This window comes from Herbaspirillum frisingense (assembly GCF_047325095.1).
GTDB lineage: Bacteria > Pseudomonadota > Gammaproteobacteria > Burkholderiales > Burkholderiaceae_D > Herbaspirillum > Herbaspirillum frisingense.
In genome coordinates this window covers 2,688,764-2,702,986 of sequence record NZ_CP168558.1, presented here as the reverse complement: position 1 = coordinate 2,702,986, position 14,223 = coordinate 2,688,764, and the positions used below count along the sequence as shown (strand labels likewise).

Genomic DNA, 14,223 nt, shown 5'->3' with positions numbered 1-14,223 from the left:
CTCAGCAGCTCAGCAGCTCGGCAGCTCGGCTCAGCGGGTCAGCGGGTCAGCGGGTCAGGCCACCCTCCTGCGTGAGCGGCAAGATCAGCGCATGCAGCCAGTCCATGAACTCCGCCAGTCGCGCCGGCACGTGGCGGCGGCTGGCATACATCAGGTTCACCGGCATCGGCGCGGGCCGGTATTGCGGCAAGACCTCGACCAGCTTGCCGCCATCGAGCATCTTGCGCTTGGCCGCGCCCACCAGCGGCAGCTGGATCAGGCCCAGCCCGGCCTGACAGGCCGCGTAGTAGGTCTCGGTGCTGTTGACGGTGACGCTGCCGGCCATGGGCAGGGTATGCGTCTGGCGGCCGTCGAACCATTCCCAGCCGGGCGAACGCCCGCCCAGCACCTGGCGGTAATGCACCAGCTGGTGCTGCGCCAGGTCTTCCAGCGTGCGCGGCACGCCGTGGCGCTTGAGATAGGCGGCGCTGGCGCAATTGATCTGCACCAGATGACCGATGCAGCGCGCCACCAGCGAGGAATCGTCCAGGGTACCGGTGCGCAGCACGCAATCGAAACCCTCGGCCACCAGGTCGACCCGGCGGTCGCTGGCCGACAGCTCGATCTCCAGTTGCGGATGCTGTGCCAGGAAGGACGGCAGCGCCGGCAACACTACCTCGCGCGCCATGGCGCTGGACATGTCCACCCGCAGCTTGCCGGTCAGCGGCTGACCGCCGGCACGGAACATCCCCCGCAGCGATTCGAATTCATCCAGCAACTCCTTGCTGCGCCGGTAGAAGGATTCGCCGTCGGGCGTGAGCTGCACGCGCCGCGTGGTGCGCTGGAGCAGCCGCGTGCCCAGCATCTGCTCCAGTTGCTGGATGGCCAGCGACACGCTGGCATTGGGCAGGCCCAGCTGGCGCGCCGCACCGCTGAAGCTGGCCAGCTCGGCCACGCGCTGGAAGATCTTGAGGGTGTCCATCTGGTTCATGTCGCGCCCGGATTATTATCAAATATTGAAAAGTCTAATAGTAAATCAGAAATTTATTAGTAAAAACCTTCTCAATATACTGGGCTCCGTGATACAGCACATCACCCCGACCATCCCGACTTTTCCCACCAAGGAGCCCGACATGAGCAACATCACCACTTCCAGCACCCCGGCGCGCATCGCCGTCATCACCGGCGGTAGCCGTGGCCTGGGCAAGAATGCCGCCCTGCACCTGGCCCGCGAAGGCGTAGGCATCATCCTCACCTACGTCGGCAACCGTGACGCCGCCCAGGCCACGGTGACCGAGATCGAAGCGCTCGGCGGCAAGGCCGTGGCGCTGCAACTAGACCTGGCCGACAGCACCAGCTTCCCGGCCTTTGCCGCATCGGTGAAGAGCGCACTCCAGCAGCACTGGCAGGTCCAGCACTTCAGCTACCTGGTCAACAACGGCGGCATGGGCATGCATGCCAGCATCGAAGAGACCACCGAGGCGGTCTTCGACGAACTCTTCAAGGTGCATCTCAAGGGCGTGTTCTTCCTGACCCAGGCACTGCTGCCGCTGCTGGCCCAGGGTGGCCGCATCATCAACATCTCCAGTGGCCTGGCACGCTTCTCCCTGCCCGGCTATGCCGCCTATGCGGCCATGAAGGGCGGCGTGGAAGTGATGACGCGATACATGGCCAAGGAATTCGGTGCGCGTGGCATCGCCGTCAACACCGTCGCGCCGGGCGCCATCGAGACCGACTTCGGCGGCGGCCGGGTGCGTGACAACGCCGAGCTCAACGCCTTCGTAGCCGGCCAGACCGCGCTGGGACGCGTCGGCCTGCCGGACGATATCGGGGCGGCCATTGCCTCGCTGCTGCGCCCGGACAATGGCTGGATCAATGCCCAGCGCGTGGAAGTTTCCGGCGGCATGTACATCTGATGCTGGTAGCGACGCCGGCCCGGCGTCGCGCCGTTTTCCTCGGGCCAGCCCCCCTTCCCAAGAGCCAATTGCAAAGGCTCGCGCATTGTGTTGCGCATTGGAATGTGCTCGGGTAACATCCCCCGACATCTGGTGAGCCGCCAGACCTGCAGCGCCACGGCGTTTTGTCTGCAGGCACAGGTGCTCACGCCGCGGTCCGTTCCGGCGTGGAACACAAGAACAGATGGGTAGCGTCGCCACAGCGACGATTCAGGGAAGGACGACCTGCAGGCCAAGGCGATAATCCGCCAGGTCCTGGCTGAGGCGTCCGTGTGGTGGAGTACAAACAGGGGGCGGTATTTTCAGTCACATCTTTGGCAAACGCGCAGTGGCCTGGGCAGGCGCGGCAGCGTTCATGACGGCACTGCTCACCCCCGGTACCGCCAGCCTGGCCGCCAGCCCCACCGGACCGGATTGTTCGCGTCCCTACACCCTGGCCCTGCATGATCACGGCCTGCTCTACTCGGCCGCCACCGATACCGGCATCGACAAGGATTTCGCCGACGAACTGATCCGTCGCAGTGGCTGCAAGGTCAATGTCAGCCTGATGTCGCGCGCGCGCATCTGGCAGCTGATCGAGTCGGGGGCGCTGGACTTCAGCCTCTCCGGCATCACCAACCGCGAACGCGACCAGTACGCCAGCTTCGCCTGGTACTTCAGCAACAAGTATTACCTGCTGGTGCGCAAGGATGCCGGCATCACGCAACTGGCCGACGTGGCCCGCAGCGAAAACTTCCAGCTGGGCGTGATCCGCGGCTTTCGCTACAGCGCCAATGCCAACCGCATGGTCGACCGGCTCAGCGCAGCCAATCGCGTCTCCCTTGCCGGCGGCCTGGAGCCGCTCTACGAGGCGCTGCTGCAGAACCGCATCCAGGGCATGATCATGGAGCCCTTCGACTACCCGGTGGTGGAAGAAAAACGCATCCGCGATGCCACCGCCATCATCAGCTTCGAAGATCCTTCGATCCCGCATGGACTGATCATGTCGAAGAAGGCGCTGACATCGGCCGAACAGGATAAATGGCGTGCCCTGGTCGATGGCATGCTGGCCGATGGCACGGTGCTGCGCATCTTCACGAAATACTTCAACCCGGAACTGGCAGCTGCCATGGTCCAGTTCCAGAGCAAGCCGTGAACTGGCTGCGCCTGCTCCCGCTCCCGCTGTTGATCCTGGTGACGGGACTGGGTGTGACCTGGACCGCCTGGGACCACGAGCGCGAAGCCGCCAGCAAGGAACTGCATACCCAGTTCTCCTCCGTGCTGCGCGAGACGGTCAGCCGCATCGAGCAGCGCATGGCCGCCTACCAACAGATGCTGCACGGCGTGCAGGGCCTGGTGGGTGCTACCGGCAACATCGACCGCAACCAGTTCCGCGATTACGTGGAGGCCCTGAACCTGGACGCCAACTTCTCCGGCATCCAGGTCATCTCGATCGAGGAGTGGGTCCCCGCCGCCGGGCTGGATGCGCATCTGGCGCGCATGGCGCGCCAGGGCGTGACCGATTACAAGATACGCCCGCCCGGCACCCGTGACGGCTATGCCCCCACGGTACTGCGCGAGCCCTACGTGGGCCGCAATCGCTTCCCCTTCGGCAACGACCAGTGGTCTGATCCGGTGCGGCGCACGGCCATGGAAAAGGCCCGCGACTCCGGCATGGCGACCATCTCCGGCAAGCTGGAGCTGGCCCAGGAAGGACCGGCAATACCGGCCTTCATGATGTACCTGCCGCTGTATGAGCGCGGCAAGCCGCAAGGCACCATCGAACAGCGTCGCGCCAGTCTGATCGGCTGGGTACATGCGGTCTTCCGCATGAGCGACGTGATCGCCAGCCTCTATGGCGAAAACACCCGCACCATCGTCTTTTCGCTGTACGACGGCGTGACCCAGGAGCCCGCAGCGCTGATGTACCGCTCCGCGGTCACCGACCAACAGCTGCCGGCCCGCCTGAAGGCCGACGAATACCTGGTCGTGGCCAATCACAACTGGACGCTGTCGATGCACACCACCGATGCCTTCACCGCCCAGTTTGGCCGCAACGCCGAACCCCTGATCGCCGCCACCGGCATCGGCATGAGCATCACCTTGGCGCTGCTGGCCTGGCTGATGATGTCCAGCCGGGTGCGCGCGGTGCGACTGGCGCAGAAGATGACGGTGGAGCTACGCGCCAGCGAAGAACAGTTCCGTGCCATTGCCGACTGCACCGTCAACTGGGAAGTCTGGTGGGGCCTGGACGGCCGCCCGCGCTGGATCAACCATGCCGTGCGCGACTACACCGGCTACAGCGTCGAGGAATGCCTGGCCATGCCGGACTTCATCGGCTGCATCGTGCACCCCGATGACGAACGCCGCATCCGCGCCGAACTGGCACGCTGCATGGACGGCCAGAAGCGCGAGGATGTCGAGTTCCGTTGCGTGCGCAAGGATGGCACGGTGTTCTGGCTGGCCCTGTCATCGGCACCGATCACCGATTCGCAGGGCAACTTCACGGGCTTTCGTACCAGCAGCCGCGACATCACCGATCGCAAGCAGATCGAAGCCGAACTGCGCATCTCGGCAGTGGCCTTCGATTCACGCGAAGGCATGCTCATCACCGATGCCAACAGCAAGATCCTGCGCGTGAACAAGGCCTTCACCGAAATCACCGGCTATACCGCCGAGGAAATCGTCGGCAAGCACCCCAATCTGCTGCGCTCGGACCGCCACGGCCCGGCCTTCTTCCAGGAAATGCGCGAGAGCATCCGGCGCTTCGGCAAATGGCAGGGCGAAATCTGGGACCGCCGCAAGAACGGCGAGGTCTATCCCGAATGGCTGACCATCTCGGCGGTCAAGAACCGGGACAACCAGGTCACCCATTACGTCAGCACCCATCACGACATCAGCGATCGCAAGCTGGCCGAGGAGCGCATCCGCGAACTGGCCTTCTTCGACGCCCTGACCCGCCTGCCCAACCGCACGCTGCTGCTGGATCGCCTGAAGCAGGCCATCGCCCTGTCGCTGCGCACCCGCACCTGCGGCGCGCTGCTGTTCATCGATCTGGACCACTTCAAGACCTTGAACGACACCGTCGGCCATGAAAAGGGCGACACCCTGCTCAAGCAGGTAGCCCAGCGGCTGGTGGCCAACGTGCGCGAAAACGATACCGTGGCCCGGGTCGGCGGCGATGAGTTCGTGGTGGTGCTGGAAGGGCTCAATGAGCTGCAGCAGGAAGCCGCCACCCAGACCCGTGCCATCGGCGAGAAGATCCTGGCCGCGCTGGGCTCGACCTTCCAGCTCGACGACGTCGAATACCGTGCCACCGCCAGTATCGGCGCTACCGTCTTCCTGGGGCGCGCGGCCTCGGTGGACGAACTGATGAAGCAGGCCGACCTGGCCATGTACAAGGCCAAGGAGACCGGCCGCAATGCGTTGCGTTTCTTCGATCCGGCGATGCAGACCGCCGTGCTGGAGCGCGCCACCCTGGAAGCCGGCCTGCGCAAGGCTATCGAGGGCGACCAGTTGCTGCTGCACTATCAGCCGCAGGTAGTCGAAGGCGGGCGCGTGACCGGCGCCGAAGTGCTGGTGCGCTGGCAGCATCCACAGCGTGGCATGGTGCCGCCGGGCGACTTCATCCCCCTGGCCGAGGAGACCGGACTGATCCTCTCCCTGGGCAACTGGGTGCTGGAGACCGCCTGCAAGCAACTGGCGATCTGGGCCAAGCGTCCGGCCATGGCCGAGCTCTCCATCGCCGTCAACGTCAGTGCGCCGCAATTGCGCGAACCCGATTTCGTGCAGACCGTGCTCGACGCCATCGAACGCACCGGCGCCAATCCGCGTCGCCTGAAACTGGAACTCACCGAAAGCCTGCTGGTGGACAACGTCGAGGACATCATCCAGAAGATGTTCGCCCTCAAGGCTTATGGCGTGGAGTTTTCGCTGGACGATTTCGGTACTGGCTACTCCTCGCTGTCCTACCTCAAGCGGCTGCCGCTGAATCAGCTTAAAATCGACCAGTCTTTCGTACGCGATGTCCTGATCGATCCCAACGACGCCTCGATTGCCAAGACCATCGTCAACCTGGCCCAGAGCCTGGGACTGGGCGTCATCGCCGAAGGCGTTGAAACCGACGCCCAGCGCTCCTTCCTGGCCGATGCCGGCTGTCATGCCTATCAGGGGTATTTCTTCTGCCGGCCGGTGACGGTGGAGGCCTTCGAGAAATTCGCCCAGGACCGCGAGTTCCATATTTCCGCTGCCTAGGAGCCCCACATGAGCCATCCCTTGTCTGCTTTCCCCATCGACCAGAAATGGCCGGCACAACATCCCGAACGCATCCAGCTGTACTCGCTGCCCACGCCCAATGGCGTGAAGGTGTCGATCATGCTGGAAGAAACCGGCCTGCCCTACGAAGCCCACCTGGTGAGCTTCGAGACCAATGACCAGATGTCGCCGGCCTTCCTGTCGCTGAACCCGAACAACAAGATTCCGGCCATCATCGATCCCGACGGCCCGGGCGGCAAGCCGCTGCCACTGTTCGAATCCGGCGCCATCCTGCTGTACCTGGCCGAGAAGAGCGGCAAGTTCCTGCCGCAGGATGCCGCCGCACGCTACCAGGTGATCCAGTGGGTGATGTTCCAGATGGGCGGCGTCGGTCCGATGTTCGGTCAGCTGGGCTTCTTCCATCGCTTCGCCGGCAAGGAATATGAAGACAAGCGGCCGCGCGACCGCTACGTCAACGAATCCAAGCGCCTGCTGGGCGTCATGGACAAGCAGCTGGCGCAGCATCAGTGGCTGGCCGGCGATGAATACTCCATCGCCGACATCGCGACCTTCCCCTGGATTCGCAACCTGATCGGTTTCTACGAAGCGGCCGAGCTGGTCGGTTTCAAGGATTTCCCGAACGTGGCGCGTGCGTTGGAAGCCTTCGTGGCGCGTCCGGCCGTGGTACGTGGCCTGAACATTCCGGCCCGCGGCTGAGCCGGCGGGCAGGTCCGGCTGCCGGCGCAGGGTGTAAATCGCTTTGCGCCGGTACGTCATGGGTATTAACATCGTGGGAATGCCCACTATCGTTGACCAATCCTGTTGGTCAACCCTGCCTGCCCACGCCTCCATGACGCTTTGCTTCCTGAAACACCACCGTCCCTCGCGCGCACTGCAGCGCGCCGTGCTGGCGGCCGTGTGCGGCCTGTCGCTGCTGACGGCCCTGCCCGGCCACGCGGTCGATCTCTCCCTCAAGACCCTGCGCGTGGGCAATCTCGCCCGCGCCTATTTTTCCGAACGCAACGTCGTCGGCGAAGCGCTACCGCTGATCATCGCCCTGCATGCCAGCGGCTCCAGCGGTTCGCTGATGGCGCGTGCCACCGGCCTGACCGAGATTGCCGAGGCCGCCGGTTATATGATCGTCTACCCCAACGGTACCGGTCTGGCCATCGATGCACGCACCTGGAATTCGGGCGGCTGCTGCGGCTATGCGCAGATGCACAAGGTCGATGACGTGGCCTTCCTGCGTGCCCTGGTCGGCAAGCTGGTGGCCGACGGCCTGGTCGACCGCCAGCGCGTCTACCTGGTGGGCGTGTCCAATGGCGGCATGATGGCCTATCGCATGGCGGCCGAAGCCCCTGAACTGTTCAGGGCGGTGGCCGTGGTCAGCGCGGTACTGGACGTGCCGCCCGAGACCGTCAAGGCCCCCATGCCGCTGCTGCACATCCACGGCAGCGACGACCCCTTCATCCCCTTCCTGGGTGGCATGGGCAAGCAGGAAGTCTCGCAGGTGCCGCGCCTGTCGGTGGCACGCAGCATCGAAGCCTTCATCAAGGCCGACGGCGCCAATCCGCGCCCGACCGTCAACGACATCCCCGATACCGCCGGCGACGGCACCACTATCCGCCAATACACCTATGCCAGCAAGACCGATCCGCAGGCCGTGGTGCTGTATGAGGTCAAGGGCGGCGGCCATGCCTGGCCGGGCGGCGTGGTGCCCATCATCAATGGTGGCAAGTCCTCGCAGAACCTGGATACCTCGCGCACCGTGATCAGCTTCTTCAATGCCCATGGCGGAGGCCCCAAGAACGACAACGAGGACGACCAGCTGCCGCCGGGCGCGACACCGATCAAGCCGGCGGCCAATGCTGCGCCCACTGCTCCCATCGCACCCGCCCCCCCTAACGCCGTTCCCAAGGCAGCGCCGACGACACCCCCGGCAGCCAGCCCCGCAGCGCGCTGACGTCACCACGACGAGCAAATCGCACTATCATAGCGGCAGCGTTCAACCCTCATCGCCATGACAATGAAAAGACTCCTGACCAGCATCCTGATCGCCATCGTCCTGTACTTCCTGCTGCCCTTCGTCGGCAAGCTCATTCCCCACTACCGGCTGGCTGTGATCTGCATCACGGCCGGCATTGTCTCCTTCGCCATCTCGGCCTTGATGGACAAGACCTGAGGCCGTTGCCCGTTCCATAAAAAATCGGCCGCGTCGCCTTCACGTCGCGGCCGATTTTTCTTGGCTTGACCGGTCTCAGCCGTTCCTGCGGCTGGATCAGCACTCACCCTTGCGCGCATGCCCCGGCGGACAGCCCGGTCCGTGGCCCGGTCCACCACCGGGACCGCGATCATCATGGCGGTCATGATCACGCGGACCCCGACCCGGTGGCGGCCCACCGCGCCAGCCGCCGCGCTGCAGTTCCCAGCCACGCGGCCCTTGATGCCAGACCGGAGCGGCATAGACATACCCGGGCCGTTCACGCATCCAATGGCCCTGACGCCACACATGGCGATGCCCGTCCCAGTCCCAGAAACCCGGTGCCCACACATAGCCATGACGCGGCGGCGGCAACGGTTCGGCCCGCGGTGGCGGCGGCGCGCCGATGTTGATGTTGACCGACACCTGGGCCTGTGCCACCGGCAGGACGGCAGCGGAGGCTGCAAGCGCGAACAGGGTGGCGAATATTGTTTTTTTAATCATATTAATCATCAAAAAACTGAAGGTTCAGCTAAGACCTCAGCCAGGCGGCGCGGTTCCGGCGCCGCCCTGGCTGTGGCCTCAACCGTGGCCTCGACCGTGGCCACGACTTTAGTCTCGACTTCAGACCTGTATCACGCCCCCTTGGCGTTCTTGAACATGGTCTTGATGCCGCGAATGGCCTGGCGGATGCGGGACTCGTTCTCGATCAGGGCGAAGCGCACGTACTCGTCACCATATTCGCCGAAGCCGATACCAGGCGAGACGCAGACCTTGGCCTGCTCCAGCAGGATGCGCGAGAACTCCAGCGAGCCGAACTGGCGATACGGTTCCGGGATGCGCGCCCAGATGTACATCGAGGCCTTGGGTACATCGACCATCCAGCCGGCCTCGTGCAGGCCCTTGACCAGCACGTTGCGGCGCTTTTCGTAGTTGGCGCGGATTTCCTCCACGCAAGCCTGGTCGCCCTCCAGCGCGGCAATGGCCGCCACCTGCACCGGAGTGAAGCTGCCGTAGTCGTGATAGCTCTTGATGCGCGCCAGGGCCGCCACCAGACGAGCGTTACCGACCATGAAGCCGATCCGCCAGCCGGCCATGTTGTAGCTCTTGGAGAGGGTGAAGAACTCCACCGCGACCTCGCGCGCGCCCGGCACCTGCATGATGGACGGCGCTTTCCAGCCATCGAAGGTGATGTCGGCATAGGCCAGGTCATGCACCACCAGGATCTGGTGTTCCCGTGCCAGCTTGACCACCCGTTCGAAGAACTCCAGTTCCACGCATTGCGCGGTCGGGTTGGAAGGGAAGCCCAGGATCATCATCTTCGGCTTGGGATAGCTCTCGCGCACGGCGCGTTCCAGCTCGTCGAAGAAGTCCACGCCCGGGCTCATGCGCACCGAGCGGATATTGGCGCCGGCGATGACCGCGCCGTAGATGTGGATGGGGTAGCTGGGATTGGGGACCAGGACCGTATCGCCCTTGTCCAGGGTGGCCAGCATCAGGTGCGCCAGGCCTTCCTTGGAACCGATGGTGACGATGGCCTCGCTGTTGGGATCGAAGTCCACCTCGTAGCGGCTGCGGTACCAGTGCGCGATGGCGCGGCGCAGGCGCGGGATGCCCTTGGAGGACGAATAGCCGTGGGTATCGGGACGCTGCGCCACCTCCACCAGCTTCTCGACGATGTGCGGTGGGGTTGGACCATCGGGGTTGCCCATGGACATGTCGATGATGTCTTCACCACGCCGGCGCGCCGCCATCTTCAGTTCGGCAGTGATGTTGAAGACGTAGGGGGGCAGACGCTCAATGCGCGGGAAGCTGACCGGGAAGGCGTCGGCGGGTGCAGCAGAAACGGAGGAAGAGGAAGAAAAAGCGTCAGGCGAGCGCGAGGAATCGCGCGAATCGGCAGATTGCGTCATGGAGGACTTTCACGTAAGCGCCCGGAACCGTCCGAGCGACGTTGGAACACATGTTCCGCGAATGATTCTATGCGCGAACCTTCATATGCACAAGCCGGCATGTGACTGATCGCAAGACATTTTGTGCATTCCTCCCTCACCATCGGTTCGGGCTGAGCGGACTGAGCGGACTGAGTAGCGGCGCAGCCGCGTATCGAAGGCGGCGTGACGGCAGCACCTCATGAGCGCCTTCGATACGGCCCTGACGGGCCTACTCAGGACGAACGGTCAGCCGCGGCGCGGGCTTGTCCGATGACGAAGCCCGCTGGCAATGCGTTCATTCGTACTTGCGCGCATCCTCGATCACCTTGCCATCGTTGGGCAGGCTGCCCGGCGCCACCAGCAGGACCTCCCCGCGCAGCTTGGTCACATCACGCAGGCTACCGGCCAGCGCCGTGACATCGACCGCCGGATCAGCCGGATCCCCCACTTCGCAATGCAGGGTCATGACGTCATTGGCCATCTCGCCGGACACCACCAGCCGCGCGCGCAGGACGTCGCCATGGCGGCGCAGCACATCGGCCACCTGCGAGGGATGGACGAACATGCCGCGCACCTTGGTGGTCTGGTCGGCGCGGCCCATCCAGCCCTTGATGCGGGTATTGGTGCGCCCGCAGGGAGAGATGCCCTGTACCACCGCCGACAGGTCACCGGTACCGAAGCGGATCATCGGATAGTCGGGATTGAAGGAGGTCACCACCACCTCGCCCACCTCGCCCTCGGCCACCGGATCGCCGGTGCCGGGCCGCACGATTTCCAGGATCAGCGATTCGTCCAGCACCATGCCGGGATGCACGGCGCCGTCGCTCATGGTCTCGTAGGCGATATTGCCGATATCGGCCGAGGCATACAGCTGCAGCACCTGCGGTACGCCGTGTTCATGGAACCAGTGGCGCAGCGACGGCGGCAACGCTTCGGCGCTGACCAGGGCACGCTGCACGCTGGAGATGTCGGCGCCCATTTCCTGCGCCTTCTCGATGATGATCTTGAGGAAGGAAGGCGTGCCGACATAGGCATCCGGCTTCAGGGCCGTCATCGCATTGACCTGCAGCTCGGTCTGGCCGATGCCGGCCGGAATGACCGCACAACCCAGGCGGGCCGCCGCGCCTTCGACCATGAAGGCCGCCGGCGTGAAATGGTAGGCAAAGCAGTTCTGCAGGATGTGGCCGGCCTGCAGGCCGAGCGCCTTCATCGGGCTGGCAAAGCGCCACCAGTCGGCCGCATGGCCTTCGGGATCGTAGATCGGTCCGGGCGAGACGAACAGCCGCCGCAATTGACGTGCCGGCGTGGTGTTGAGCCCGCCGAAGGGGCTTTCGCGGGTCTGCAGTTCCTTCAGGTCCGACTTGCGCGTGACCGGCAATTGCGCCAGGTCCGCGCGCGAACGGATGGCCGCAGCGTCGATGCCCGCCAGGATGCGCGCCCAGCCCGGTGCGGCCTGCGCGCGCGCCAGCAGGGATGGCAAGGCCTGCATCAGCTGCGCTTCGCGCTGGGCCGGATCGCGTCGTTCCAGCGCATCCAGCTGCTGCATGAATTCGATGGGATCGGACATGAGGCCCTCCCCTTACGCCAGCCAGCGCTTGCGGCGGCGGTAGAACTTCATGTCACGGAAGTTCTTGCGCCCGGCGCCGGACACGCCCAGGTAGAACTCCTTGACGTCCTCGTTATCGGCCAGCTCGCGGGCTGCACCCTCCATCACCACCCGGCCGTTTTCCAGGATGTAGCCGAAGTCGGCATAGCGCAGGGCCACCATGGTGTTCTGTTCGGCCAGCAGGAAGGAGACCTTTTCCTTGCTGTTCAGGTCCTTGACGATCTCGAAGATCTCTTCCACGATCTGCGGCGCCAGGCCCATGGAGGGCTCGTCCAGCAGGATCATCGAAGGCTTGGCCATCATGGCGCGGCCGATCGCCGTCATCTGCTGTTCGCCACCGGAGGTATAGCCGGACTGCGACTTGCGCCGCACCTTCAGGCGGGGGAAATAATCGTAGATCTTTTCCAGTTCATGCTTCACCTCGGCATGGCTGATGCCACGGGTATAGGCCCCGGTGAGCAGGTTCTCTTCCACGGTGAGGTGACCGAAGCAATGGCGCCCTTCCATCACCTGGATCACCCCGCGCTTGACCAGGTCATTGGGGGTCATGCGGTCCACCCGCTCGCCACGGAACTCGATGCTGCCCTTGGTGACGTCGCCACGCTCGGCATGTAGCAGGTTGGAGATGGCCTTGAGGGTGGTGCTCTTGCCGGCACCGTTGGCACCCAGCAGCGCCACGATCTTGCCCTCGGGCACATCCAGCGAGACGCCCTTCAGGACCAGGATCACATGGTCATAGATCACTTCGATATTGTTGATGGCCAATGCCTTGGCCACCGCCGGGGCGGCTGCGCTGTGGACGGTGCTGGCACTGGTCGGAATCGGTGTGGCATTCATGGTCTGTCGCATTTCCAAAAAAGCACCGGCGGCGGTGGGAGACGAGCAAGGCCGCCGGCGCAAGCGCCTACTTCATGCAGGCAGGAGTGATGCCTTTTTCTTTTGCGTATTTCGCAGCGGAAGCCTTGAACAGTGGGTGGATCAGGTTCTTGTTACCCTCGATCCAGTCCGACACCAGCACCCACTTGCTGCCGTCCCATTGCTGGATCTTCACCTTGCCCGATCCTTCGTGGTTTTCGCAGGAGGTCTTGATCTCCGGCAGCAGTCCGGTGGCACCCAGGGCCTTCAGGCGGGCATCGGTGATGTTGAGGTTCTCAAAGCCCCAGCGCACCTGCTCGCCGCTCATGACCTTGCCTTTGCCGAACTTGTCCTGGGCGGTGCGCACCGCTTCCACGGTGGCAATGGCGGCCGACACGCCACGGTTGTAGAGGATGGAGCCGAGCTTGTTCTTGTCCTGCATGTTGCCCTTGCCCGCGCCATAGACCACCTTGTCGATATCGGCGATCACCGGGACATCCTTGCCGGCCACGTTCCAGGTCGCCGACAGATACCCCTTGGCGGCTTCGCCTGCCGGAATGGTGTCCTCTTCCGAACCGGCCCACCAGGAACCGACGATCTTGTCACGCAGATAGCCGACCTTCTGCGCCGCCTTCAGCGCGGTCTGGTTCATCACGCCCCAGCCCCAGAAGATGACGTAGTCCGGGTTTTCCTGGCGGATGCGCAGCCACTGCGCGCCCTGTTCGTTGCCGGGGTGGGCCACCGGGATTTCCACCAGCTTGAACTTGCCGATGGAAGACTCGGCCTGCAGCGCCACGATGGGCTCCTTGCCATAGGCCGAATCGTGGTACAGGAAGACGATCTTCTTGCCGGCCAGCGAGCCATTGTTCTTGCCGGCCAGGTACTTGACGATGGCCGAGACCTGCATCTGGTAGGTCGTCACCAGCGGGAAGGCATACGGAAACACCGAGCCGTCCACCGCATCGGTGCGGCCATAGCCGATCATCACCAGCGGCACCTTGTCTTCGGCGGTCTTGTCGATGAGGGCGTAGGAGATGCCGGTGGCCATGGGATTGATGGCCGTGCCGTGGGTGACCGGGTTCTTGTTCTTCATGCGCTCGTAGCACTCCACGCCCTTGGCGTTGTTGTACTCGGTCTCGCACTCTTCCCAGGACAGCTTGACGCCGTTGACGCCGCCTTCCTTGAGGTTGACGTAGTTCAGGTAATCGACATAGCCGCCGTAGTAGGACTGGCCATTGGTCCCATAGGGGCCGACGCGGTAGCTGGGGATGGCAATGAACTGGTCATTGGTCTGGGCCAGCGCCGGGGCCGCCGCCGACAGCAGGCTGGCGGCACAGGCGGTCGCCACTACCAGCTGCCTGAGATGCTTCATGGTCTTCATGGTCTCGTCTCCTTTATGTTGTCGTTGCCGACTTTTATCGGGCGCCGGTGATCCGGCCCCCGCCTACCTTGATGCAGTGT

12 protein-coding genes are annotated in these 14,223 nt (G+C 64.1%); 6 read left to right on the top strand and 6 right to left on the bottom strand.

The genetic code is table 11. The features are described from left to right. Nucleotides 1-46: 46 nt before the first annotated feature. Nucleotides 47-970: a LysR family transcriptional regulator gene (locus ACEOAC_RS12530; RefSeq protein WP_413444988.1), complete on the bottom strand. Its 924-nt coding sequence runs from the start codon at nt 968-970 to the stop codon at nt 47-49. A 142-nt stretch (nt 971-1,112) separates the two neighbouring features. On the opposite strand from ACEOAC_RS12530, the gene ACEOAC_RS12525 reads away from it, so the two are divergent. The 6 genes from ACEOAC_RS12525 (at nt 1,113) to ACEOAC_RS12500 (ending at nt 8,349) form a co-directional block, all read left to right on the top strand. Continuing rightward, nucleotides 1,113-1,895: an SDR family NAD(P)-dependent oxidoreductase gene (locus ACEOAC_RS12525; RefSeq protein ID WP_413444987.1), complete on the top strand. Its 783-nt coding sequence runs from the start codon at nt 1,113-1,115 to the stop codon at nt 1,893-1,895. A gap of 394 nt (nt 1,896-2,289) precedes the next feature. Beyond that, nucleotides 2,290-3,069, top strand: coding sequence for a substrate-binding periplasmic protein (locus tag ACEOAC_RS12520; protein WP_413444986.1), 780 nt, complete (start codon nt 2,290-2,292; stop codon nt 3,067-3,069). Beyond that, nucleotides 3,066-6,167, top strand: a complete 3,102-nt coding sequence (locus tag ACEOAC_RS12515) for an EAL domain-containing protein (RefSeq protein ID WP_241811584.1) — start codon at nt 3,066-3,068, stop codon at nt 6,165-6,167. Before ACEOAC_RS12520 ends, ACEOAC_RS12515 begins: the two co-directional genes overlap by 4 nt. A gap of 9 nt (nt 6,168-6,176) precedes the next feature. Continuing rightward, a complete protein-coding gene (locus ACEOAC_RS12510; protein WP_234293675.1) occupies nt 6,177-6,884 on the top strand; it encodes a glutathione S-transferase N-terminal domain-containing protein in 708 nt (235 codons plus the stop codon). Nucleotides 6,885-7,017: 133 nt separating this feature from the next. Beyond that, nucleotides 7,018-8,130: an alpha/beta hydrolase family esterase gene (locus ACEOAC_RS12505; protein ID WP_413628361.1), complete on the top strand. Its 1,113-nt coding sequence runs from the start codon at nt 7,018-7,020 to the stop codon at nt 8,128-8,130. A 63-nt stretch (nt 8,131-8,193) separates the two neighbouring features. Next, complete coding sequence (locus tag ACEOAC_RS12500) at nt 8,194-8,349, top strand: hypothetical protein (RefSeq protein WP_166757930.1); 156 nt, start codon at nt 8,194-8,196, stop codon at nt 8,347-8,349. A gap of 96 nt (nt 8,350-8,445) precedes the next feature. On the opposite strand, the gene ACEOAC_RS12495 is transcribed toward ACEOAC_RS12500, so the two are convergent. From ACEOAC_RS12495 to ACEOAC_RS12475, 5 genes are all read right to left on the bottom strand, one after another. Further along, entirely contained in the window at nt 8,446-8,868 is a 423-nt protein-coding gene (locus tag ACEOAC_RS12495; protein WP_413628911.1) for a YXWGXW repeat-containing protein, read from the bottom strand. A 134-nt stretch (nt 8,869-9,002) separates the two neighbouring features. Beyond that, the gene (gene alaC, locus ACEOAC_RS12490; RefSeq protein ID WP_413445642.1) at nt 9,003-10,280 is read right to left on the bottom strand and encodes an alanine transaminase; all 1,278 of its coding nucleotides are present in this window, start codon (nt 10,278-10,280) and stop codon (nt 9,003-9,005) included. A gap of 316 nt (nt 10,281-10,596) precedes the next feature. Beyond that, entirely contained in the window at nt 10,597-11,868 is a 1,272-nt protein-coding gene (locus tag ACEOAC_RS12485) for a phenylacetate--CoA ligase family protein (protein ID WP_006463900.1), read from the bottom strand. 12 nt (nt 11,869-11,880) lie between these two features. Then, a complete protein-coding gene (locus ACEOAC_RS12480; RefSeq protein ID WP_006463901.1) occupies nt 11,881-12,744 on the bottom strand; it encodes an ABC transporter ATP-binding protein in 864 nt (287 codons plus the stop codon). A 67-nt stretch (nt 12,745-12,811) separates the two neighbouring features. Further along, on the bottom strand, nt 12,812-14,143 hold the full coding sequence (locus ACEOAC_RS12475; RefSeq protein WP_413444727.1) for an ABC transporter substrate-binding protein: 1,332 nt from the start codon (nt 14,141-14,143) through the stop codon (nt 12,812-12,814). Nucleotides 14,144-14,223 lie beyond the last annotated feature (80 nt).

Bases quoted from the DNA above. Each gene is read 5' to 3' on its own strand.
- ACEOAC_RS12530 (WP_413444988.1), bottom strand. From the start codon at position 970: ATGAACCAGATGGACACCCTCAAGATCTTCCAGCGCGTGGCCGAGCTG.
- ACEOAC_RS12525 (WP_413444987.1), top strand. From the start codon at position 1,113: ATGAGCAACATCACCACTTCCAGCACCCCGGCGCGCATCGCCGTCATC.
- ACEOAC_RS12520 (WP_413444986.1), top strand. From the start codon at position 2,290: ATGACGGCACTGCTCACCCCCGGTACCGCCAGCCTGGCCGCCAGCCCC.
- ACEOAC_RS12510 (WP_234293675.1), top strand. From the start codon at position 6,177: ATGAGCCATCCCTTGTCTGCTTTCCCCATCGACCAGAAATGGCCGGCA.
- ACEOAC_RS12505 (WP_413628361.1), top strand. From the start codon at position 7,018: ATGACGCTTTGCTTCCTGAAACACCACCGTCCCTCGCGCGCACTGCAG.
- ACEOAC_RS12500 (WP_166757930.1), top strand. From the start codon at position 8,194: ATGAAAAGACTCCTGACCAGCATCCTGATCGCCATCGTCCTGTACTTC.
- alaC (WP_413445642.1), bottom strand. From the start codon at position 10,280: ATGACGCAATCTGCCGATTCGCGCGATTCCTCGCGCTCGCCTGACGCT.
- ACEOAC_RS12485 (WP_006463900.1), bottom strand. From the start codon at position 11,868: ATGTCCGATCCCATCGAATTCATGCAGCAGCTGGATGCGCTGGAACGA.
- ACEOAC_RS12480 (WP_006463901.1), bottom strand. From the start codon at position 12,744: ATGAATGCCACACCGATTCCGACCAGTGCCAGCACCGTCCACAGCGCA.
- ACEOAC_RS12475 (WP_413444727.1), bottom strand. From the start codon at position 14,143: ATGAAGACCATGAAGCATCTCAGGCAGCTGGTAGTGGCGACCGCCTGT.